15 protein-coding genes are annotated in these 24,723 nt (G+C 38.0%); 5 read left to right on the forward strand and 10 right to left on the reverse strand.

Features of this window, described 5'->3' with window-relative positions:
• Nucleotides 1-152 precede the first annotated feature (152 nt).
• Together acs and H5117_RS00385 are read left to right on the forward strand one after the other, a co-directional pair.
• Nucleotides 153-2,093: an acetate--CoA ligase gene (gene acs, locus H5117_RS00380; protein ID WP_182735932.1), complete on the forward strand. Its 1,941-nt coding sequence runs from the start codon at nt 153-155 to the stop codon at nt 2,091-2,093.
• A gap of 104 nt (nt 2,094-2,197) precedes the next feature.
• Nucleotides 2,198-2,848, forward strand: coding sequence for a response regulator transcription factor (locus tag H5117_RS00385; protein ID WP_002958948.1), 651 nt, complete (start codon nt 2,198-2,200; stop codon nt 2,846-2,848).
• A 100-nt stretch (nt 2,849-2,948) separates the two neighbouring features.
• Here H5117_RS00385 and purU read toward each other — a convergent pair whose 3' ends face one another.
• Together purU and H5117_RS00395 are read right to left on the reverse strand one after the other, a co-directional pair.
• On the reverse strand, nt 2,949-3,779 hold the full coding sequence (gene purU, locus H5117_RS00390; protein WP_024597310.1) for a formyltetrahydrofolate deformylase: 831 nt from the start codon (nt 3,777-3,779) through the stop codon (nt 2,949-2,951).
• Nucleotides 3,780-3,984: 205 nt separating this feature from the next.
• A complete protein-coding gene (locus tag H5117_RS00395; protein WP_182735933.1) occupies nt 3,985-5,871 on the reverse strand; it encodes a hypothetical protein in 1,887 nt (628 codons plus the stop codon).
• A 312-nt stretch (nt 5,872-6,183) separates the two neighbouring features.
• Here H5117_RS00395 and H5117_RS00400 point away from each other — a divergent pair, with 312 nt between their 5' ends.
• From H5117_RS00400 to H5117_RS00410, 3 genes are all read left to right on the forward strand, one after another.
• On the forward strand, nt 6,184-7,161 hold the full coding sequence (locus tag H5117_RS00400; RefSeq protein WP_182735934.1) for a DNA topoisomerase IB: 978 nt from the start codon (nt 6,184-6,186) through the stop codon (nt 7,159-7,161).
• Nucleotides 7,162-7,371: 210 nt separating this feature from the next.
• Nucleotides 7,372-8,697, forward strand: a complete 1,326-nt coding sequence (locus H5117_RS00405; protein ID WP_182735935.1) for a murein L,D-transpeptidase — start codon at nt 7,372-7,374, stop codon at nt 8,695-8,697.
• Nucleotides 8,698-8,708: 11 nt separating this feature from the next.
• The gene (locus tag H5117_RS00410; protein WP_182735936.1) at nt 8,709-9,710 is read left to right on the forward strand and encodes a D-Ala-D-Ala carboxypeptidase family metallohydrolase; all 1,002 of its coding nucleotides are present in this window, start codon (nt 8,709-8,711) and stop codon (nt 9,708-9,710) included.
• A 275-nt stretch (nt 9,711-9,985) separates the two neighbouring features.
• Here H5117_RS00410 and pelG read toward each other — a convergent pair whose 3' ends face one another.
• From pelG to H5117_RS00450, 8 genes are all read right to left on the reverse strand, one after another.
• Nucleotides 9,986-11,350, reverse strand: coding sequence for an exopolysaccharide Pel transporter PelG (gene pelG, locus H5117_RS00415; RefSeq protein ID WP_024597305.1), 1,365 nt, complete (start codon nt 11,348-11,350; stop codon nt 9,986-9,988).
• Nucleotides 11,338-12,855 (reverse strand): GT4 family glycosyltransferase PelF, encoded by a 1,518-nt coding sequence (gene pelF, locus H5117_RS00420; RefSeq protein ID WP_182735937.1) that lies wholly within the window; start codon nt 12,853-12,855, stop codon nt 11,338-11,340. The genes pelG and pelF overlap by 13 nt, the downstream gene beginning before the upstream one ends.
• Nucleotides 12,848-13,831 carry a hypothetical protein gene (locus tag H5117_RS00425; protein WP_024597303.1) on the reverse strand — a complete coding sequence of 328 codons (984 nt, stop codon included), beginning with the start codon at nt 13,829-13,831 and terminating at the stop codon, nt 12,848-12,850. The genes pelF and H5117_RS00425 overlap by 8 nt, the downstream gene beginning before the upstream one ends.
• Nucleotides 13,828-15,126 carry a PelD GGDEF domain-containing protein gene (locus tag H5117_RS20820; protein WP_182715443.1) on the reverse strand — a complete coding sequence of 433 codons (1,299 nt, stop codon included), beginning with the start codon at nt 15,124-15,126 and terminating at the stop codon, nt 13,828-13,830. The genes H5117_RS00425 and H5117_RS20820 overlap by 4 nt, the downstream gene beginning before the upstream one ends.
• The gene (locus H5117_RS00435) at nt 15,123-15,638 is read right to left on the reverse strand and encodes a protein PelC (RefSeq protein WP_076925174.1); all 516 of its coding nucleotides are present in this window, start codon (nt 15,636-15,638) and stop codon (nt 15,123-15,125) included. Before H5117_RS00435 ends, H5117_RS20820 begins: the two co-directional genes overlap by 4 nt.
• A gap of 14 nt (nt 15,639-15,652) precedes the next feature.
• On the reverse strand, nt 15,653-18,940 hold the full coding sequence (locus H5117_RS00440; protein ID WP_182735938.1) for a tetratricopeptide repeat protein: 3,288 nt from the start codon (nt 18,938-18,940) through the stop codon (nt 15,653-15,655).
• The gene (locus H5117_RS00445) at nt 18,940-21,648 is read right to left on the reverse strand and encodes an endo alpha-1,4 polygalactosaminidase (protein WP_182735939.1); all 2,709 of its coding nucleotides are present in this window, start codon (nt 21,646-21,648) and stop codon (nt 18,940-18,942) included. The genes H5117_RS00440 and H5117_RS00445 overlap by 1 nt, the downstream gene beginning before the upstream one ends.
• 305 nt (nt 21,649-21,953) lie before the next feature.
• Nucleotides 21,954-24,659 carry an endo alpha-1,4 polygalactosaminidase gene (locus tag H5117_RS00450; protein WP_182735940.1) on the reverse strand — a complete coding sequence of 902 codons (2,706 nt, stop codon included), beginning with the start codon at nt 24,657-24,659 and terminating at the stop codon, nt 21,954-21,956.
• Between the last annotated feature and the right edge of the window lie 64 nt (nt 24,660-24,723).

The raw sequence follows: 24,723 nt of genomic DNA on the forward strand, positions 1-24,723 counted from the left end.
TATTATTTATGTAAAAAAATTGAAAGCAGGTGGATTATAAACTACAAATGAGCAAATTGGAGTAGAGTACAACTAAGGTCTAATACTTAATAAAGTACTGCTGAGTAATCCTTGATAAAAGCTTAAGGCAAGTAATTTAAATGGAGACGAAGATGTCACAAAGTATCTATCCAGTTCCTGCGCATATTAAAGATGCGACTCTCATTGATAAAAATAAATATAATACGCTTTATAAGCAATCTATTGATGACCCTGAAAGTTTTTGGCGTGAGCATGGCAAACGCCTCGATTGGTCTACTCCTTACACTAAAGTTAAAAACACCTCTTTTGATAAAGGCCACATCAGTATTAAATGGTATGAAGATGGCTATTTAAATGCGTCTTACAACTGTATTGACCGCCACTTAAAAACGAAAGCAGACAAAATTGCGCTTATTTGGGAAGGTGATGATCCTTCTCAAAGTGAGAACATTACTTATCAAAAACTTCATGATGAAGTGGCTAAATTTGCCAATGGTTTAAAAAAACTGGGTGTACAAAAAGGTGACCGCGTAGCTATTTATATGCCAATGACCCCACAAGCGGTGTATGCAATGCAAGCTTGTGCACGTATTGGTGCTATTCATTCTGTTGTATTTGGTGGTTTTTCACCATCGGCTATTGCTGATCGTATTAGAGATTCTGGCGCTAAGGTTGTTATTACTTCTGATGAGGGACGCAGAGCAGGAAATTGTGTTCCATTAAAAGCAAATGTAGATGAAGCGGTAGCGCAAGAAACTGTAACCACAATTGAACACGTTATTGTGCACCAATTAACAGGCGGTGAAGTTGATTGGAATGAGCACGATATATGGTGGCACGAGCTAGTTGCTGACTTACCAGCACAGTGTGAGCCAGAGCCAATGAATGCTGAAGATCCTTTGTTTATATTGTATACATCAGGTTCTACTGGTCAGCCTAAAGGTGTTGTACATACTACAGGTGGCTACTTAGTTTACTCATCAATGACACATGAATACGTATTTGATTTAAAAGAAGATGATGTGTATTGGTGTAGTGCCGATGTAGGTTGGATCACAGGCCACAGTTACATTGCGTACGGGCCATTAGTAAACGGTTGTACTCAGGTTTTATTTGAAGGTGTCCCCACTTATCCAACTGCAGGGCGTATGGGCGAAGTAGTTGATAAACACGGCGTTACTATTTTATATACCGCCCCTACAGCAATTAGAGCACTAATGGCTAAAGGTGATGAGCCTACAGCTTCGTCACATCGCGATAGTTTACGTATTTTAGGTTCAGTAGGTGAGCCAATAAATCCAGAAGCGTGGACATGGTATTACGAGAGTATTGGTAAATCTAATTGCCCGATTGTTGATACATGGTGGCAAACAGAAACCGGTGGCATTATGATCACACCACTTCCGGGCGCTACTGATACAAAACCAGGTTCTGCAACACATCCATTTTTTGGTATTGCGCCTGCATTATTTGATGCTGAAGGTAATACACTCGAAGGTGCCGTAGATGGTAATTTAGTTATTTTAGATAGTTGGCCATCGCAAGCTCGAACTGTTTATGACGACCATGAACGTTTTGAACAAACTTATTTTAGCGCCTACCCAGGAGTTTACTTTACAGGCGATGGTTGTCGTCGTGATGAAGATGGTTATTACTGGATCACAGGCCGTGTGGACGATGTACTTAATGTGTCTGGGCACCGCCTTGGTACTGCCGAAATTGAAAGTGCGTTAGTTGCGCATGAAGCGGTAGCAGAAGCTGCTGTTGTAGGTTACCCGCATGATATTAAAGGCCAAGGTATTTATGTTTACATTACGCCTAACGAAGGTGTAACTGTAAGCGATGAATTAACTAAAGAGGTACGTAATTGGGTTCGTAAAGAGCTCAGCCCAATTGCATCTCCAGATATGATTCAATGGTCACCGGGTTTGCCAAAAACACGTTCAGGCAAGATTATGCGTCGTATTTTACGTAAAATCGCTGCAAATGAGCACCAACAACTCGGTGATACGTCAACGCTTGCCGATCCTTCAGTTGTCGATGAACTAATCGAGAACAGATTAAATCGTTAAATGTGCGTTAAAAACTTGATTACAAGTTGATTCTAAACGTAGTATGTCGGCTGTCAGTAAAGGTTTTAAACCTAACTGGCAGCCGAATTTATTAGGAGTGAACCATGAGTCAGTTTTTAATAGCGGACGATCATCCGTTATTTCGTGAAGCACTAAAGGGCGCACTGAGCGCAAAATTTGAGGGTTTAGAGGTTTTTGAATCATCCGATTTTGACAGCACACTGCAAGTGTTAAGCGAGCAAGAGGATCTTGATATATTACTGCTAGACCTTCACATGCCAGGTAATGGTGATTTATATGGTCTTATTCGTATTAGAGAAGAATACCCAAGCTTACCTATTGCCGTTGTTTCGGGTAGTGAAGACGTGAATATCGTTTCTAAAGTAATGGGTTACGGCGCTATGGGTTTTATTCCTAAATCATCATCGTCTGATGATATTGCCAGTGCAATTAACCAAATACTTGAAGGCGATACATGGCTACCAAAAGAGCTAAAAAACAAAGTAGCTGAAATTGAAGGTGAAGATAGAGAAATAGCAGCGCAAGTTGCCTCATTAACGCCTCAACAATACCGAGTGCTGCAATATCTGCACGAAGGTTTACTTAATAAGCAAATTGCTTATGAACTACACATATCAGAAGCGACAGTAAAAGCACACATTACAGCCATATTTAGAAAACTCGGTGTGTACAATCGTACCCAAGCCGTTTTAATTGCCGCTAAATTAAAGCTCGAACCAATAGAGCAGGCATAATTTACATTTAAAAAGTTATTAGCTTATTTATGAGCAAAAAAATGCCAGCAAAATTGCTGGCATTTTTTATATGTAGAATAATTAAGCAGTTGGATTAATGCTAAGAAAACACCACGGTTTTATTACCATTAATAAATAGCTTATGCTCTGAGGCAAGTTGAAGTGCTTTACAAAACACTGTTTTTTCAACATCTTTGCCCATTTTAGCCATCATTTCGGCGGTATTAGCATGTGTAACGCTGGTTACATCTTGCAAAATAATAGGCCCTTCATCAAGCTCATTATTAACAAAGTGAGCGGTAGCACCAATAATTTTTACACCGCGCTCAAATGCTTGATGATAAGGTTTAGCCCCTATAAATGCTGGCAAAAATGAGTGATGAATATTAATTATTTTACCTTCAAATCGACCCACAAATTCAGGACTTAAAATACGCATGTATTTAGCAAGACCAATAATGTCAGGATTGTAACTGGCAATTAAATCGCCTACCTTTTTATCATGTTCGCTACGGGTTAATCCTTCGTGCGATACAACATGAAATGGCACACCAAACCCTTTAGCTAGCGGCTCTAAATCAGCATAGTTAGCAATTACAGCGAGTACTTCAATATTAAGAGTTTGTTCAAATTGCTTTAACAGCATACCACCTAAACAATGAGCTTCTTTAGTTGCCAGTAAAACTACTTTAGTTTTTGCGCCGCAATGTAGCGCAAGTTTAGCGCCTTGTGGCAACAGTGCGCGTAATTGATCTAAAAAGTCGCTTTGTGGCTCACCTGTAAGCTCTGTACGCATAAAAAATCGCTGCGCGTCTTTATCTACAAATTCGTTGTTACGCGTAATGTTTAAATTATTTTTATGGCAAAGCCCTGTAATTTTAGCTATTAAGCCTACATCATCAGCACATTGGGTGGTTAGTATATAGCTCATTGTCCTCATTCTTACCCTGTAATTAATCCTTTCATTATTTGTGTTTTGGCACATAAAGCAAGGGCTTTGTGAACTAATCCAATATTAATCATGTTGTTGAGTGCAAAAGAGGTAATAAAGTTAAAAAGTATTGAATAGAGGTTAAAAAAATGCCACCTAAGTTAACAAGGTGGCATTAATAAAAGTTATCTAGGTTTGAGGTTAATTAACCCTTGGGCTCGGGAGATAAGTTTTCTTCTTGTCTTAAATACCCGGCAGCTTCTTCATCATCTTTCGCTATTGCTTGCTGAGTAGGTATAGCGCGCGTTTGTTGGTTTAGTTGATGTATTTGTGACGCATTACCTAAATCACGCTCACTGGTGATTGAGGCGATAGATTCGCGGTCTTTTAAGAATGAAATAACGTCTTTTTTGATTGCTTGTAATTGTCCTTCGTCTTTATGCATTTCCATAATGTGGCGAGGATGTTCAAGGTTTTTCATACCTGTTGCAGCAAACGTAGTAGAGATAACACGAGAAACAATAATCCAAGGCGTTATGCTACTGCGTACTAAAGTATTTTCTGAGCGGGTGCTATCGTGAATACCAGTACCTGTTGATATTTTAGACTCAGTAAAAGTGCCTTCACATTTAAAGTACACAAGCAGTGACTCAAATTGCATTTCTGCAAAAAATAGATGCGCTGTGTTTGCAAGTAACTGCGCAAATGCTTTAATAAGTACGCCTATTAGCAATAAGTGAAAGCTTGTCATTAATAGCTCACTAAATTGAATGACATGTTGGTTATTAAATGCCTGTTTAAAACTATTAATATTTGCCGCATCAATGTAATGGTAAATATTAATAAACGAATACGCTAAAAGTACAGTAAATGCTAACGCTACAATATAAAGTAAGTTACCGCTCACCAAAGCAAGTAATCTCGCGAGTGTAAAGTTTTTACCTAAGTCCATTGAGTGCAGTTTAGGCTGAATCTCTTGGATCATTTCACCTTTAAAACCGCCTTTACCTTCTATTTGTTCTTGAAGCTTAGGGTCTAATTCTCTGTAAACTCTGTTAGGTACTTCTTTATAACGGCGATTAGCCATTACTAGGTTATCGAGGTTTATGAAAATCTCGTCTGGATGAACAGACTCTTGCCAGTTTTCACGTAGTTCAGATACTTCAGCTGAAGGGGTAACTGAATTTAAACGCGCTTTAATCATGATAAAAGCAAGCGCACAGCTTAGAGTTGCTAATACAATAATTGCAATTAAGTACATTCCAGCATGAAGACTAGGCAGTTGCTCAAGCCAGTTATCTATTTCTTGTTTACTAATGTGCTGCTCTTTCATCAACCATGACATAGAAAGACCAATAGCGATGGGTAAAATAAAAGATAAAGAAATAATTTTAGCGAGTGCACCAGTACCAAGTGCTTCAATATTTTTTTCTGCATTTCGAGAGATAGGTTTACCTGTAGAGCGCCACGAAAAAAGCACGTAAAACATTAATATTGCACTATAGACCGGAAATGCTAATTCCCCAGCTTCACCGGTAAAGCCCGACAAAGATACAAATGCAACAAGGCCATAAGCAATAAGGGCGACAAAGGTGCTTACCCATGAGCCAAATAATCGCTGGGCAACATTTCGAATAGGATATGGTAGAAACAATAACTTAGGGATTAAGCTGTGAAGTAAGCGAGATAAAAAACCATTAGGCTCTTTAAATGTACTGTTTTTACGACCAACCAGCATTTCTTCAAGTGATTGCGCTGTGTAGGCTACTTCTTTTTGTTCTTCTTGAGCGGTTGATGCTTGCGATTTACTGTAGTTATAAGCAAGTGAAGTTGGGTGGTTTCTACCTACAAAGTATTTAAGTGTTGCATAAATACCTGCCGATAGTGAGCGAATGCCGAATGCTAAAATAAGCATGCCAAACACCATTAAAATCCAACCTGCGGTTGTATCTTCTTTCACAGAGCCCGCAGCAATAACAAGTAAACTAATACCTGCTATAGACTCAATGAGTCCTCTTAATGCTGTTACTTTACCTTCCAGTTTGAAGGGGTTTTTTAGTCCAAGATCAATCGATCCATAATCAAAAGCCATTGAATTCTCCATTTAAACAGCACCCCAATTGCGGGGGACAAAGTGTAATTAATCTGAACTTAGGATAATAAATCTATCTCAAGTAGCTTTTTTTAGCGCTAAGTGCATTGAGTTTAATCGTAATAGACTTGTTGCTGGCGCGTAAGTTCGACCTACTTTTACAAAAACCTAAATAGAATTATTAATATATATTAAGTATTTATAATTGTTGTTGGTTTTTTATTATATATCAATAATCTTGTTCAGTTTAAGGTTATTTTAAAGTGATACATTTTATATTCCTACGCATGCTTAAATATAACTGGAGAGTTAATGAAGCTAATTTATGTAGACGATAATTTACCAGGGATCACTCGTAAACTTAAACATAAAAGTTGGCTTTACTTTGATCCAATCGGTAAGCAAATAAAAGAGCAAAATGTGATTGATCGTTTGAATGGATTGGCATTTCCGCCTGCCTATAAAAACGCCTGGTTTTGCCCAGAAGAAAACGGACATATTTTAGCGACAGGATTTGATAGTAAGGGGCGAAAGCAATACCGCTACCATCCTGAATTTAGGGCGCAGCAAGAAGCAAAAAAATACCAAGCATGTGGAGTATTTGGTAATAAACTCCCTTTGTTAAGAGCGCGTTTAGAAACAGACTTACAAGGCGATGAGCTTAATATTGAACGCACTTTAGCAGCAGTTGTAAGACTTATGGATTTAGGTGCGCTGAGGGTAGGTAACGAGCGTAACGTAAAGCAAAATAAAAGTTTTGGTGCGACAACATTACGAACACGTCATGCAAAACTCACGGGCAAAAATATTCAACTAAAATATCGTGCCAAATCAGGTAAGGAACGTGAAGTAAATATAACCGACAGGGTGCTTAGTCATGTTATAAAAGACTTACAAGATTTACCCGGGCAGCATTTATTTCAGTATATAAATGAAGGTGAGCGCACAAATGTTACATCAAGTGAAATAAATCAATACATTCAGCAAATAATGGGCGAGGAGTTTAGTGCAAAACACTTTAGAACTTGGCGAGCAAGCGTTATTGCATTCAAACAATTAGCTAAAGCTAAAGGGGCGCTTACTTTAAAAAGCATGCTTGATAGCGTATCTGAGCAACTTGGTAATACTCCAGCTATAGCACGCAAATCTTATGTGCATCCCGATTTAATTACCCTGTGTAAAGAAGATGAAGATACTCAAACTGCGTGGAGAGAGTCCCTTTCATTACCACGAAAAACAAAGTACTTGAGTCGTTATGAACGTGGCTTTTCAGCTTTTTTAAAAGATTAATTGCCATAGCAACTTTACACACTTGAGCATATTAATTACATATTCTCTAATTTAATTTATTAACGTTTAGAATAAGGGTTTTTAAAAAGTCATTAAATTTCAATTGTTTATTTTGAAACTTTAATTTGGCATTACCGTTGCACCTCCAGTGTACTACTTAGTGGTAAGTACATAAGCATTTATCAACGATATTTAGCGAGGAGGTACACAGTGAAGGGGTCATTTTCAAATCAAGCGCTTACTAAAGCAAAGGGTTTTACTTTAAAAACTGCATTGTTTATTGGCATGAGCGGCTTATGCTCTGCACCAACACTCGCTGCCAATGAGCTTGAAAGTGTGGTACTCGCTAACTCTTCACTAACTACTTACAACTCACAAAAGTACGTGCAAGCTGATGACACCTACTACTTTGACCAATATTCAGCGCAGTTAATTGAACGTACAGAAAAAGCCATTAATTGGTATCAAGAAATAGTTAACAAAGGTGGTTTTACACACTTATATAACGATGAATTGCTTGAACTAGGCAGTAATAATAAACAGGTGAGCTTACTTGCACAGCGTTTATATCAAGAGCGTGACTTAAAAACTAATGTGTGTGACGAAGTTATATGCACGTTTGATAAAGGTATAGAGCAAGCTGTTAAGCAATTTCAAAGCCGCCATGGTTTAAAAGTTGATGGCCGAGTGGGTAAGCGTACTTTTGCATCGCTTAATGTGCCCGCACAACAAAAACTCGATAAATTAAAACTTAACTTTTATAGAATAACTAACTTTGCAGGCGCAAGTGATGAGCAATATGTGTATGTAAATATTCCTGAATACAGCTTACGATTTGTAAAAGCTGGCGATGTGAAATTGAAAAATAACGTAATTGTAGGTAAACCAAGTTGGGAAACACCTGCATTTAGCGACGAAATAGAAAAGTTTGTAGTTAATCCTGAATGGCGTATACCCACCTCAATTGCCACCAAAGAAATTGCTCCAAAGGTAGCCGAGGATCCTGACTACCTTGTAAAAAATAATATTGAAATTAGAAAAAACAGCTACCTAGACTCACAAACTGTTAATCCAAGCAATATTGATTGGGATTCTATTAAGCCGTACCAATTTGATCACTTTTTAGTAAAACGTGCTGGTGAAGAAAACCCCCTAGGGGAAGTTAAGTATTTATTCCCCAATGCCGAAGCAATTTATGTTCACGATACACCAGCAAAGCACCGTTTTAGCCAAGCAAACCGAGCCTTATCGCATGGCTGTATAAGAATAGAAAAGCCTTTTTCGTTAGCGCGTGAAATTATTAAGCACGAAGGAGAAGTGCAAACACTCAATAATATGGACAGCGCACTTGCTCAAAATAGTACTCAGACGTTTTATTTAGATGAGCCTCTTCCTATTCATTTAGTTTATTGGACTGCATGGGTTGACGAAAATAAGCTGGTTAACTTTAGAGATGACATATATCAACGCGATAAAAAAGCACTATTAAAAAATGATGAACAGTCGGTGATTGCCGCTTTATTAAAAAATAAATAATGAGAGGGTTTATGCAATTTATTCATTATATTTCTATCGCCATATTTACAATTATATTTAGCAATAGTGTATTTGCTGCCGCGCCTACAAAGCCTGCGCATCAGGTAGTTGATATAAAAAACAAAGCCAACTTTGAAGATGCAGAATTTAGCCTAAAAATTAACGATATAGTTATGCCATATTCGGTGTTTTCAGTATTTGTAATGCCCAAAGAGCAAGTTGAGTTTGAAGTGCTTTTTGCGCAATCAAAAAATGCTTACACGCTAATTAACACTCAGGGGAAATCTAAGCTTACAGACACCAACCGTTGGCAATGGCAAGCACCCAAAGAGCCCGGTTTAACAACGGTAATTATTGAGTCGCCCGATAAAAAACAGCGTATGAAAATCAACGTATTTGTAAAAGTACCGGCAGACAATGTTGAAGGAGGAAAGCTCAAGTATTACCACATTGGGCACTACCCTAAACCTTCACAGATTAAAGACGCTTCACACTACATAGTGCCCGATGGCTTTGTGAAGGTAACGCCTGAAAATGAAAACGTAAAAATATCACCTCACTTTTCACTAAAGGAATTTGTTAGTAAGCAGCGAAGTAAGTACCCAAAGTATTTATTTTTACAAAATAAGTTGTTACTTAAACTAGAAAAAATACGCAAAGAACTGATTTTAGAAGGTATACCGGTTAGTAATATGGTGGTTATGAGCGGTTATAGAACTCCGTACTACAACAAATCAATTGGCAATGTAAAACTTAGCCGACATGTATTTGGTGATGCTGCCGATATTTTTATAGATAACGATGGCAACTACCGTATGGATGATATAAATAATGATGGTAAGCATTCAATTGGTGATGCTAAAGCGATGGCCGATATAGTGGAGTCGTTAGCTAGACGTGAATCATTTAAAGGTTTACTAGGTGGTTTAGGTATTTATGGGCCTAAGTCGCACAGAGGCGCATTTATACATGTTGATACGCGTGGCTTTAAAGCGCGATGGGTGAGTAAGTAATGGCAACGGCTACCTCATTTAGCATAAAGCTAAACTAGTTAAGTCTAATTGTACAAGAGATTAGCTAAGCCAAGGTAGGGTGGCTTGGTTTTTATAAGCCCTTAGTTTTATAAACATTTTATACATTTACTGAGCTAGTCTTTTTTGCTTTAAACTGAGGCGCTTATATGAGCTATAAACATGGTGTGTATCAGCCGCTTTCCAATAATTAATTATTTTAATTTTGTACGAAAAGCTTTAAATATAAAGGCTGCATAAGCAGCCTTTATATTATGCTATTGCAGCATAAACGTTTCGTATTCTAAATCTTCAAATTGTTTAGAAAGCCAAAATAACCCAACAACAGAGGTAACAATAGTTGAGAGAGCAAAGCCGTAACCATAAAATTGCGGCCCAAAAGCGATTGATAGCAAAGTTAAAACAACGTTTATTACCAAAAATAGCCCCGCTAAAAACAGGACGGTTGAGCGTTTATCTAAATAAAACAAAATATTTAAAATAGACAAAAATATAACTTGTACACCCACACCAACTACATCAATAAATAAAAGCGTTTTATAGTTTGGATCAATACCAATAAAGGTAAGTATTTGCTCGCCCCATAATAATAAGCAGGCAACGGTAATACCTTGAATTTTAAATATATCGTATAAACCGGCACGTGCAGTTTGGATCATATTGTCTTTTAAATAGTAAATCTCTTCTAACGATGAACCCTCTCGAATAGCTGTGTAAAAACGGTCGTATTCTTCTACAAAGTCGGTTTCCATTTTTACTAAAAATACTGCCATACCGGGAATAATAGACAAATAGGCTAAAAATATAGGCAAGTCGTAAATTGGGCTGGCTCGTAACGTGCCAATAATTTGAATTGATGTGCTTGGTGAATACCAAAAAATGATTTTATCAGCCCACACACCAATGTTATAAAACAGACCACAAAAGAATAGGCTGTAATACACTTTTTTATTGCTTAAAAAGTCAAAGCTTATAAGTTTTTCACCTGGGTAGCGGCGAATAATCATAAACAAAAAGCTAAAAAAGAGCAGAGCTTCGCCTGCAAAAAACGCAAAAAATAAGCCGTCTAACTGCCAGTCTCTTAATAAATATGCAAGCAATACCATAAAGGCGTAACCACTTAGCATAGTTATTAAAATTAACCGGTATTCTTTCATACCTGATAGAAAAATAGCGCCAAGCCACTGATTACATAAGCTTACAAAGGCACCTAAAATTATAATCTTAGTAACAACGGGTATAGGGAGCATAGGCCATACAGCCAAGCCTACCAATAGCGCGGCTATTGTTGTTATAAGTTGCGCACCAAGTAAATTAGGCAGTACCTTTGCCTCTTCTTTTTGAAAAAATAAATCGGCAATAAATCGAGTTAATAATAACTGCAAGCCACCCGTTAAAATAAGTGAAGCTGCCATCATGTAGGTAACAAGCGTTAAAAACTGAATAATAAGTACTTTAGGTAATACAACGCCTAAACTTAAAATACCAATTAGCATTAACGCTACAATAGAGAGCAGCCAAGGACCTGAGCCTATTAAGCCCGCGTAGCCGTATGCTTCAAAAACTGAGAGCAGGGTATTTTTTTTGAGAATTTTTCGTATCTCAAAACCTATTCCGGCCATGCCATTGTATCCTTATAAAGTTTATCGTAACGGGCAAACATGTGGCTCTCGTCATAAAATTTTTGTACGCGGTCTAAACCACTTTTTTGATACTCAAGCCAAACTTGATCATTTTTTAGCATGTTTGATATTTGTTGTGCTGTTTCGCTAGGTGAAGCAATTGAGACAACTTCACCGGCTTTACCTAATGCTTTATCTTCATCGGTTCCGCCTTCGATTATTTCGCGGCACGAGCCAACATCACTAGCAAGTACAGGCACACCGGCCGCCATTGCTTCTAAAAGTACTAAAGGCTGCGCTTCGGAAATCGAGGTTAAAGCTACAATTCCGAGCTTAGGCAAAATTTTGGTAATATCTTGCATACCTAAAAACTTTACACTGCTTTGTAAATCAAGACTGCCTACAAGTAGTTCACACTCTTTGTAATATTGCGGGTCTTCTTCATAAGGGCCGATGATCCAGCCTTCTACTTCAGGCAGCATCGATTGTGCCTCTTTAATCGCACGTATAAAGGTTTTAATATCTTTTATAGGCACTACACGTCCAATTAACCCAACAACCGGTGGTATCTGTTTTGGACGCTGATCAAGCGCTTCAATAAAGCGTACTGTTTTAATGCCATTAGGTACAACAAATGCTTTTTCTGGCGCTGCACCATCTTTTATTTGGCGCTGCCTGTTACCGTCGTATAGCGAAATGACCTTATCTGCTTCTTGGTATGTTGTTCGGCCGATTTGCTCAAAAAAGCTGATCCACATACGGCGAATAAAGCCCATCTCGGTATTTAAGTTTTTACCTAGGCTTTGCTCAGACTCTTTAATCCAACTGGCTTGAATAAGATCTATTTTTCTCTCTTTGGTGTAAATACCATGTTCGGTCAACAAAAAGGGAGTATCGCTTATTGCACTGGCACCAGATCCTAAAATACCAGCATACCCAGTAGATATTGAGTGAATAAGTTTAACTTTTGGAAGTCCGCGTGCAATTTCGGCTATTTTAAATAGCGGTTTATATAAATTGCGGTATGACCAAAAAAAGTCAATAAAAGAGGATTCATCACAAAAAGTTGAATAGTAATTGGTGAGTACTTGCCACGATGATTCACTATATAAAAAGTCGGCTTCGTTAATACCGTCTTTTTTAGCCAAAGTCTCAAATGCAAACTTTAATAACTCAGTTGGGATGGGCTCATCACAATCCCTAAAATAATTTTGTAGTTGCTGCCAAAAATCAAAGAGTTCTTTTTTATATTTAACGCCATGCTTGGCTTTTATTTCAGAAGTGTCATTTTCCACTAAATAATGTACATGCAGCTTTGTAACATTTTTAGGCAAAGTATATTGAATCTCGCCATAATGCTCTGGTGCTCCACCTATAAAAACAAGCTCAAAGTTATAATGAGGTAACCCTTCAATTATTTGATGAACCCAGCTAGATACGCCACCACGTACATAAGGGTAAGTGCCTTCTAAAAGCAGTAAAATGTCTGCATTTTTATTACTCATGCCAATACTCCTGCAAATGACGTAATTCACTGCCCTTAGGTTGTTCTGGGAGTTCTTTTAAGTAGCGTTTACAGTCGTCAAACTTGTTCATACAAAAGGCAACTTCGGCTTTATAAGGCAATACATGGCGCCTTGCCATACCAAACTCAGTTGCTTTAAGTAGATACTCATGGGCTATTTCGTATTTGTCTAAGGCTAAAGATATACGCCCTAAAAATATAAAAGTTGCGGGTGTTTTTACGTGCTCAATACTTTGCAATGCAAGTGCTTCTGCTTTTTCTAAAACGTATTTACGCAGTGCGCCTTGGGCTAAGCCTAAATAGCTCAGTTCCCAATAAAGTTCGGCTAGCTGTTTTTGTAAATGACTCAATTTTGGCTGCTTAGTTGTAACTGCTATTTCTTGCTGATACAAACTGATTTTTTCGTTAAGTTTGGTTTCTTTACCATCAAGGGTTGAGTAGGCGAGCAAGCGAATATCATCTTCTAAATCTTTAAGTGCTAGCTTTAAAATAGGAATAGCTTGTGAGTCACTCATGTGACGAGCCGCCATTACAGCACTTAAACGCTTATTTGGCTCATTAGCGTGCTTCAAAATTGCTTTAAGTCCACCAATTGAATAGGTTGGATTTGCTGATATTGCTCTGGCTTCAAAAGGAAGCTCAGGTATTTTATGCTCCTCTATTTCTATCTCGTCATTCTTGAGAGGTTTACAAAGAGCAAATGTAAGCGCTACTACAACACCTATAATTCCAAGTACTGGTAATGTAAACAATAATAAAAACATGAGTAGCAAAGAGCTATAAGGAGTCGTTTTGTATTTTTTAGGTATAAAAACATAACTAACAATAGCAAAAAAGATGCTAGCGATAGCATGCAATAATATAGCTAAAAACCAATCAGGTGTTTCCAGTACTTCTATTAGTGCAAAGTACTGACAAATACACCCTAATATAGCCGCTACAATAATTATAATCATGAAAGTGAAACCAATCTCTTTATGTCATCTGAGCTTATAGGTAGTGCAAGTTGCTGCTCAATAACAATATCAAGCTCAGCTAAAGTGCTACCAGTGCGCTCTTTACACCAAGTGTTCATTCGGGCGATAAACCCTGCTTTTTCAAGCTCATCAGCTAATGGCATTAATAGCAGTAATACCTGATTTTGATTATCGTACAAATAAATGTCTAAACCACGGCGTGCTTCACTTAAATAACTCATAAGTTGAGTGGATTTATCAGTAATATTATTAGCTTTTATTTTTAGTAGCTGCGATGGAATGTTGTATCGTTTTGCTTCTTTATTCGCACGTTTAACTTGGCGAATAAAGTATGGATACTCTTCATAAGTCATTACTGGGTTTGTTATTTCATGGCGCAGTAGATCGCCAATATGCCCAGCCATAACTGCAAGTAGTGTAAGAGTGGTATTTTTAAGTGCAAAAAATTGTACTCTTTCAACTAAAATAGCGCCATAAATTGTGTTATTTACGTCGATAAGTGGAATCGCCATATGGTATTTACTTATACCTGATGCCATTTTTGCGTCTTTTACTGATACTAATTCTTTTTCTTCAATCATCGCTAATATAAGAGGATCGTTTTCAGCTATTTGACTCATTTTGCCAATAGAGGCTAGTGGTGGCTCTAAAACAGTGTCATTTTCAACTTTATATAAACCCGCTCTTTCTAGCGAACCGTACTCAACAAACAAGTCGATTATTTTTTGCGCTGCGCTATCAAGTCTTCTTTCTTTTAATAGCCCGATAGAGGTTCTTACTGCTTGTAGCGATTCACGTAAACTTAACGTATGGCCAGCTAGCATTTGCTCAATTCTATCGTGAGATGAATTAATTAAATGATACTGACGAGTAAATGTTTCAAGACGATCGGTTACGTACTCAAGCTGAATACTTTGCTGTTGATTAGTACGCTCCCACACATCCCTAAATTCGCCTGTGATCATAATTACAATAATGTAGCCAATCATAGCGTTAATATTGAAGTCGCTTTGCGGTGATAAAATATTTGCTTGAAGTAAAAAAAGTTGGCCAACAAGCAAACATAAAATACTAATAAAGCCTTTTGAAAAGCCATAGCGTAAAGAAACTAAAAGTGGGCCAAGTACAGGCCACGAAAACCCTCCCTCAGTCCAAAATGGGTCCTGTGCGTTAAATAATACAGGCAGCCCTAAAGCAAGCGCGGTAAATATAAATACCTCAGCCCATATTTGTAGCTCAGGAACGTCTCTTGGTCTAAGGAAATGTGTTTTCACTCACTAACCTCTATATAAGAAATTAAATCGGCAATCACATCTTGTGCTGTTGCTGCAATGCTATCGCGGCCCCAACCACTTTTAGCAATAGTACCGGTCCAAATCGGTGTTGTTTGTCCAGTTACAGTGAGTGATAATGTAAGTGCAACAACGGGTTCGCCATCAAGGCCAGCTTTGTAGCGCCACTCTTCAATACTGCCTGTTAATACATAGTCAGCTTGTTGAGTGTTTAACCACTGCATAGCATTGTCTAAGCGGTATTGATCGTCCAGTGGTGGAAGCTCTTTGGTGTTAACGCGAGGTGCACGTATAAGAGTTGGTAATTTATTTTGTTGCCAAATACTGGCTAAAATATCTTCAGCACGCTCACCTGCAAGCGGTGTTTGAGCATGATTAACAAGTGGCATTAATGCCACTGTTTTTAAAGGGCTAAGCTCTACATCATCAGCAACTCTGCTGGTGGTACATGCTGATAATAGTAATACCAAACACGGTATAATTAAACGAAACATACTCTCTCCTAACATTAAAAATGTACGTAATAACCTAATTGTAATTGTGTATCTGAGTTACCCACTTTATTACTACTTTGGTAACCCAGCTGTAATTTAAATAAATCATCGCCTAGTACAGACCAACCTGCGCCACTCGAAACAGATACATCTACTGTATCGTTAAGTGTTTGATAGCCAGTACTTATATCGAATAGCCATGAAGGGTTTGCGCCTAAATAAGGCGGCTCTAACGAACCCGTTGAGGCAAATGAGGTCCCTAGTGCAAAACGTCTAAATGGTTGAAGGTCAACTCTTAGCGGTCTTCTGCTTGCATCTGTATTTATTAATGCATTAACACGTTCAAAGTCTTGCCATTGCGCACTAAAATAAGCGTTCCAAATTGGGCGGTCTTTTAAAATGCTGTATTGGTAACGAGCATTATATTCTTGGCCGTTTATTAGTGAGCTGCCATCGCTTCTTCGAGAAAAAGACATCGCTGCTGCTGATAGCTGTACGTTTTGTCTACCATCAATATTGTAGTTAACATAGGCCGTGGCTTTATCTAGCTGAGCATAGCTAAGTAGTGCTTCTGATTGGCGGTTTTCAACATTATATTCAAGCTTTAAACCTACCTGTGTTCGTGAATCCCATTGATAACGAGAGTCTATGCTAAGACCTTGGCGGCTAACTAAGCTGCCTTGGTGCGAATCTATTTTTGCATCAAAATACCAACGACCAAATGTCATTTTATCTTCTATTGCAAACAGTAATCCGTTGTTATCAAGGTTTTGCTGATTACTTAAACTTAATTTCCATTGCCCATTAGCATAAGGAAAATAAACGTTTACATCGTACTGGCTACTGTTTAAACCAGCCTCTGGCGATAGGTTTATTTCAAGCGCTCTAAAATAGGATGCGCGTGCATTTCTGAGTAAACTCAATTGCGATTCATTTGCCTCGCCAGTGAGTTCTTCGTACCAACGTTGCATGGTGGCATAGGGTTGTTTTAAATAGAGTAGGGCGTTTAGCTCATCTAGTTTGCTTAGTGAGCCTTCTGCTAATAGTTGTTTCGCTTTATTAAATTCGCCGTTGGTCATATAAAGTTGTAGTTTTTGCCATGGCTCTAATTTTTGTGCAGCTCGGCGTGCTAACCACCAGTTTGTTTGGGGCTCACCAATAGTGTCGGGGGCAAGTTCTTCCATTGTGTTTAATTGCATTAAATGAGGAACAGCCATCGCGCCCGCCCAGCGAAACATTAAGCCTCTGTATGCATATTTATCTTTAGGTAAGTGTTGCAGTAAATAGTGATTAAGTTCAGCAGCATTTGCATAATATCCAAGTTGTTTCATTACATCGGCTAAGTTAACCAGTGTTGTTAAGTCACTTGGCTCTGCAATGGCCAATTTACGCAAATAAAAGTAGGCACTGTTATATGACTTTTCGTGAATAGATAGGCTAGCTAAGAGCTGCGTCCACGCATAGGAAGTGTCGCTTTGAGAATAGCGCGTTAAAATGCGGCCAATCATTACAGTGTCATGCATTTGCAGCGCTAACCAACCTTGTGCAAGCACAACATCAGAGTCATATTCGCTTAATTTAGCAGCGCGGTTTAAAGTTGTATAAGCTGAATTTAAATCACTTTGGTTTTGATACCAATTAGAAAGAATTAACCAAGCAGGGTAGAGAGCTTTATTGTAGCGCTGCTTATCAAGTTCAGCATGAATACGTGCAACTGATTTAGCATCATTTACTTGTGTGCTTAATAATGCAATTTGAATCAATTGACGGTCAGTTTGCGACTCACTTTTCCATAAATAATCAAGAAGCTCCTGAGGCCGACCTTCAAAGCGCAGTTGTTGGTAGTGCAGCATGTCGCCTACGCTCAAAGGACTTATTTTTTGTAACTTCTCTAATGCATATAGCTCATGAGCTTTGTCCTTAACTCGCATTGCCATGTCAACATTGGCGCTCCAAAACTCATCGTCAGAACTTTCATGTTTGTTTTTTAGTACTTGCAGAGCTGTAGAAAAGTCATCATCTAGCCAAAATGCGCGGGCAATCCAAAGTAAATCTTCTTCATTTTTAGGCCCTTTATATGTAGGCCACAAAGCTCTTAATGCTTTTAAATTACCAGTATCGTGAAGTACTTTTGCTTTCCAATATTGTGATAATGCACTTTTACCATTTATTTGCTCAAAGCGTTCAATATTATTTAATTCTTGCTTTGTGTTACCAATAAATTCGTTAGCTTGCATCCAATTAGCAAAGCCATTACCTTTTAGATTTCTATTTTGGGCTTTATATTCGTATATATCATTAGCGTCTTGGTATAAATATAAAGCGGTGGCATCGTTAATACTATCGGTAAGCATCGCAGGAGTTACAGCTTTGTTAGACATTAGCCATTTAAACTCTCGAAGTGCTTCTTTAGGCTTGTTTTGCCAGCGCTTTATCTTCCAATTTAATAAATGTAGCTCTTTGTCAGCTGGGCTTTGTAGTAATAGCTTTGCAAGTAATTGCTCTGCCCCTTTTGCATTTGCATTTGCTAAACGCAGGTGCATTGCTTGTGTTAAGTACTCGCTGTTATTTGGATCGGTCTTTAATAAACTTTCAATGGCTTGAGCCGCATCTTCTGTATTGCCTGCTAAGTTAGCCAAATAAAGTGTGCGTTTAATATTGGCTTGGTCGCCATAGGTTTTCCACCATGCATAAGCTTGTATCGGGTTATTTGCACCAAGTGCAGTTTCAATCGCTTTAGCTGCAATATCAGCATTTATATTTGTTTTATAAATAGCGAATGCTTTGTCTGGTTCGCCTGCGCTTAACCAGTAATCGGCTGCAAGGAGAGGCTGTTTATTTTTTTGATAGTACTGAGCAACTTTTGCATTTAACCCAACTGCTTTTGCAATAGTTAATATTTGTTCGTTCCAGTTTTTATGAGCACCAATTTTTAAAGATAACTCTTCAAAGCGGTCGTCAACTTTAGCACCGCTTGCTAGCCATAATGAGTAGAGCAGCTTTATTTCAAGTGTTGCTTTGCGCTCACCTCTAGGTAGCTTTTCAAGCTCGTTAGTAGCTTGTGAATACTCACTAAGCCCTATATGTAGCTCAACTAATTTTGCGCGTAGCTTTTCGTTGTCGGGCTCTGTATTGAGCGCTGCATTAAGGTAAGACTTCTCAAAGGTATAGTCTTGTGAAAGTGCATCATCTTCAAAAAATAAGGTATGTGGAAATAATGCATAAAGTGCAAAACAACTTACGGCTAATATCGCTAATATTGTTTTTACTGAAATTAACTGAGGGCGCTTTGTAGTATTCATTATAGTGCGGCTCCGTCGCAGTTAAGGTAACCATAAAAATCACCTGCAGGTATTTTGAAATGTGTTAATTTACCTCGGTTAATACCTTTAAAGTGCTCACCCAAACCAGATACAAATTCGCAAGAACGTGCATTAATTAAATCAAGCGAAGCAGGTACCCACGCTTTAAAGCTAACAGGCCCGTTAACTTGCCAGCTATTAACAACAACATTTGCAGATGCTAAATAAGGTTTTTTACTATTTTGGCTATGATCAAAGCTAAGGCGAGCTATGTTATTTATAATATGTATGTAGTCACCTTTTTCAGTTACACCAGATACACCTTCACTTTGAGCTATGTTTGGCACATCAAAATCGGTAGGTATTCGCAAAGTATGAATGTACTTTGAGCTAAATAACCATTCATTATTACTGTTTTTTGCAAGTGCAGAAAAGTAAAAATCCTTTGCTACTTTTGCATAATGGCTTAAATGCACAGGTGTATTTGGTCTTGCTAAAACATAATCTATGTTGTGTTTAAGAGCGTCTAGTCCCGCAAGAACTTCACCTGAATAAAAGTGATAATAAATAGTGTAAGGTTTTAACCTATATGGCTTTTCTGTAATTTCGAAAGTTTCAGTTAAGCGTCTAAAGCCATAATAAGGGCCATGCCATAAGTTAGTGTAAACATTTTCATTTAATATGGGGGCATAAATTTGATACAGCAAATCTCTTTCAGGGCGGCCAATAGGTGATATATGTGTAAGGCTAGGGTTATCGGAATTTACATCAGTGTTGCCGCCATTTACGTTTAGCACACCAGCATCACGAGCCAGTTCAAGCGCTTTAGGACCAGGAGTTGCATCGCCTGACCATAACATCATCACTGTTTTTTTATTTTTAGGTGTGAGTTTTTCATCAATATATTTTATCGAATCTGTAATTTCTTTTTTAAGGCTGATGGTATTGTAGCCAGGTACATCTAGATGAAAACCGTAATCAGTGTCGTCTTCATCTATTTTTTTTCGCCCAGATAGAGCAGTCCAAAAATAGGGGTGGCTATAGGTGTGTGAAGCAACTTCTACGTAAGGCAGCTTAAAAATACTACGCGCAATGTCTTCGAGTTTGGCACTTTGTTTAGAGTGAATACCGCCTTCTTCAATGTCAGCTTGGATCACTGAGGACGTTAACGGTAGTTTGTAGTGTTTAATTATTTCATCTCGAATTACTTCTGCTGAATAAGGCCTACCCGCATAGTGGGCAACACTTGTAAATCCATCTCCATCTATATGCAGCGTAAGCATTCGCCTGCCGCTTTCGGTGGTTGTATCTGGCACTAATATAGGTGGTAGTTCCATAGCCTGAGTTAGTAGTGTACGTGGATCAATAACCCATTTGCTGCCTTCCATCGGAAATGTATCAATTAGCCAAGGAGCAACCACGACTGCACCATATTTAGTTTTAGCCGCTTGTACAATTATCGTGTTATCAGCTGATTTTATTGTAATTAAAGGAGTCGCATTAGTTGCTAATTTTAGTAAATATGGTTTAACGATAGGGGGAGGTGTTGTGGATTCTCCTTTGAGCCAAGGTGCAAAGCTATCTTGTTTATATGGACCTTCAGGTAGTGTGTTTAACGACTCAATACCCATGTTAAAAAGTAATTTAGTTGACTGTGGTAACTCGCCTAAAATAAGTTCTGGCACAACACCTAAATTAGCTTCAAGCCAATTGGTAAGTGTTGGGGTGTAAAATGCATCGCTTGAGGTCCACGAAATAATACCGGCATGTAAGCTAGGGTCAACCAAAGGTAAGTCGCGTTTTGCCATATCTATGTAATCAGGTATGTACCCCAAATACTCAATCATGGTCGCAAGCTTTAAGTGTACGGTAGTGTATATGAGTGGTTTTACGTTACTGTTATAAGGGATTAAAATGCGCCTAGGGATCGGCTTAATTGATGATGTGCCCCACGTTTGCAAGTGACCGTCGGTCACCCACGGATTGAAACCTGCGTCTATAATATTTTGTGCCATAGTAAGGCGATTACCGGGCTTTGCATAATCAATAACTTGGACGTTGAGGCCTAAACTTTGTGCTGTTTTTAATTGTGCGCTTAGCCAATCTTGGTCGTTTTTGTTGGTCACTTTATAGCTATTGTCGGTTGGATTGAAGTGGCTATAAAAACCCTCAGCAACTAAGTCACTTGCTAAATTAGCGAGTTTAGGCAATAACTCAAATCCCCGATTGAGGATAAGGTGCTTATCAAAAGTCTCAGATAGTGAGCTTATTATGGTGACTAACCCAGCTTGTTGATCGGGTTTACTGTGTGTAGCATCTAATAGCTGATAGCTATCTAGGGTATCTAAAAATAAGCCGCTAAAGCCGCGTGCTTTTAATGCCGCAGCGCTACTTTTAATATGTTGTTGCCAATGTGCTGATGCTAAATCGGCAATATGGCTATTCCAGTTAGGGTTAACTGCGAGTGAAGACTCACTTTCAATAAACGACTCACCAATACTTAAATAAGCATAGACAGCAATATTACGCTGTTTAAACCAATTAAGTTCGTGCTCAGTCACAAGATCAGGCTGGACTACAACGCGAGAATAAAAGGTCATTTCGGCTAATGGCATCGGCGCTGAGTAGTAAAATGCAATACTATTATTCACAGGCTTTGCAAATACTTGACTAGAAATTAAAAGCACTAGGTATAAAAAATATTTCATTAGTAATTCATTTCAATTAATTTATAACTGTGGCTCAAAGTAATGCGTTCCAATTTATCTAGCTATTTGGTATTAGTAATATAGGGTTATTATATGTTAATGGAAGATTAATTTCTACATGTTAATTCAACCATATACTCAAGGGGTATAATAACATGCTGGTTTGATTAACTCACCACAATAAAACCCATTGGTTTGCCACTCGAGTTATTAAGAGCAACCTACAAACCTATACTTAGAAAAACGATAAAAGAATGTATCAGTATGTTACTTACAATAAGAGCTTAGTTTTTTATTACTCACCATCAAGCAGCTCTTTTACATTTTAAGTAACCGTAGAATTGACCTTTTGGCAGACTAAACTGTGTGATATCAGCATTTGATTTACCTTTAAAGCGCTTTCCATCATTAGAAACAAACTCACAAGAACGCCCATTAACTAAATCAATTTTAGCAGGCACCCAGGCTTTAAAACTGACAGCTCCATTCACTTGCCAATTATCCATGGAGACATTAGCTGAAGCTAAATACGGTACATTGTTTTCTTGGCTGTGATCAAAGCTAAGCTTTGCTAAATCATCAGTTATATGAATGTAATCACCCTTTTGAGTGACGCCGGATATTCCTGAACTTTGAGCTACATTAGGAACATCAAAATCATTGGGAATACGTAATGTTCGAATACTTTGAGAGCTAAAAACCCATTCGTTATTGCTGTTTTTAGCAAGAGCTGAAAAATAAAAGTCTTTAGCTATTTTTGCATACTGGCTTAAATGTACTGGCGTATTCGGTCTTGCAAGTACGTAGTCTATATTATATTTCAGGGCATCAAGTCCAGCAGGTAGTTCACCAGAATAAAAATGAAAGTAAATACTATAGGGTTTTAATCTGTATGGTTTTTCTGTAATTTCAAATGTTTCGATTAGGCGCTTAAAACCATAATAAGGGCCATGCCACAAGTTGGTGTATACGTTCTCGTTAATAATGGGTGCATAAATTTGGTATAACAAGTCACCTTCAGGTCGTCCAATTGGCGATACATTTGTAAGAGTTGGGTTATCAGCTTTTACTGAAGTATTACCACCATTCACGTTGAGCACGCCAGCTTTTCTTGCTATGGCTAAAGCCTTTGGTCCTGGAACCGCATCGCCTGACCATAGAATTAATACTGTTTTTTTATTCTTTGGCGTCAGTCGTTCATTAATATATTGAATTGACCCTGAAATTTCTTTTTCTAAATCGACAGAGAGATACCCAGGAATATTTAAATTAAGTCCGTATTTCGTATCATCTTCATCTATGTTTTGTATCCCTGATAGCACTTTCCAAAAGTAAGGGTGGCTATATGTGTGCGATGCAACCTCTACATAAGGTAGTTCAAATATATCTCTTGCAACTTGCTCAAGTTCTTTACTTTGTTTTGAATGTAAGCCGTTAGGCTCTATGTCTGCTTGTATTATGGAGGAGGTTAATGGCAATTTGTACCTTTTTATTATTTCATCGCGAATTACTTCTGAGTTGTATGGCTTACCTTTGAAGTGCGCAATGCTACTAAATCCATCGCCATCTATATGCAAAGTTAACATACGCCTTCCGCTTAGAGTCGTTGTATCAGGAGCTAATATTGTGGGTAAATTTAGTACTTTCTTTAACAATTTCTTAGGGTCGATCACCCATTTACTGCCTTCCAGTGGTAAATTATCAATTAGCCAAGGGGCTACTATTATGCCACCCAGTTTAGTCTTACTTCCTTGCGCTAGTGTTCTGCCGTTTGCTGAAGTAATGCTAATTAACGCTGTGGCGTCTGAGGTTAATTTAAGGAAGTTTGGTCGGATTATTACAGGTGCTTTTGTCGTTTCACCTTTTAGCCAATCGGCAAAGTATTTAACTTCATAAGGGCCAGGTTGCGCATTATTTATATTTTCTACGCCTAAACTAATCAGTAATTTATTTGATTGAGGTAATTCCCCTAATATTAGTTCCGGTACTATTTCTAAACCTTCTTCTAGCCATTTAATAATCTCAGTACTATAAAATATATTACTAGTAGTCCAAGAAATAATGCCGGCATGTAAACTCGGATCTATTCTAGGTAAGCTTTCTTTAGCTACATCTACATAATCAGGAATATACCCTAAGTATTCTATGATTGTAGCAAGCTTTGAATGAACAGATTTTTTAACTAATGGTGAAATATCGCTATTATAAGGAATTAATATTCGCCTAGGCACCGGTTTTATTGATGATGTACCCCATGTTTGCAAGTGGCCATCTGTCACCCATGGATTAAAACCTGCGTCTATAATCTTTTGTGCCATAGCGAGGCGGTTATCGGGCTTTGCATAATCAATAATTTGGACGTTGAGGCCTAAGTTTTGTGCTTTTTTTAATTGTGCGCTTAGCCAATTTTGGTCGTTTTTGTTAGTCAGTTTATAGCTATTGTCGTTTGGGTTGTAATGGCTATATAAACCTTCCGCCACTAAATCATTGGCTAAATTAGCGAGTTTAGGCAATAGCTCAAAGCCCCGGTTGAGGATAAGGTGCTTATCAAAAGTCTCAGAGAGTGAACTTATTATGGTGACTAATCCAGCTTGTTGTTCGGGTTTACTGTGCTTGTCATCTAAAAGTTGATAGCTGTCTAGAGTATCTAAAAATAAGCCGCTAAAACCACGTGCTTTTAATGTCTCAGCGCTCCTTTGAATATGTTGTTGCCAATGTGCTGATGCTAAATCGGCAATATGACTATCCCAGTTGGGGTTTATACTAAGTGATGACTTATTTTTATTAAAGGACTCGCCAACACTTAAATAAGCATAAACAGCAATATTACGTTGTTTCAACCAATTAAGTTCGTGCTCAGTGACGTGTTCTGGCTGAACTACAACGCGTGAATAAAAGGTCATTTCGGCTAGAGGCATAGGGTATGAATAGTAAAATGCAATACTATTATTTACAGGCTTTGCAAATACTTGACTAGAGATTAAAAGCACAAGATATAAAATATATTTCATTAGTAATTCATTTTTATTAATTCATAACAGTGGCTCAAAACAATATGTTTCAATCTATCTGGTT

It is taken from the genome of Pseudoalteromonas sp. SG45-1, assembly GCF_014164135.1.
Taxonomy (GTDB): domain Bacteria; phylum Pseudomonadota; class Gammaproteobacteria; order Enterobacterales; family Alteromonadaceae; genus Pseudoalteromonas; species Pseudoalteromonas distincta.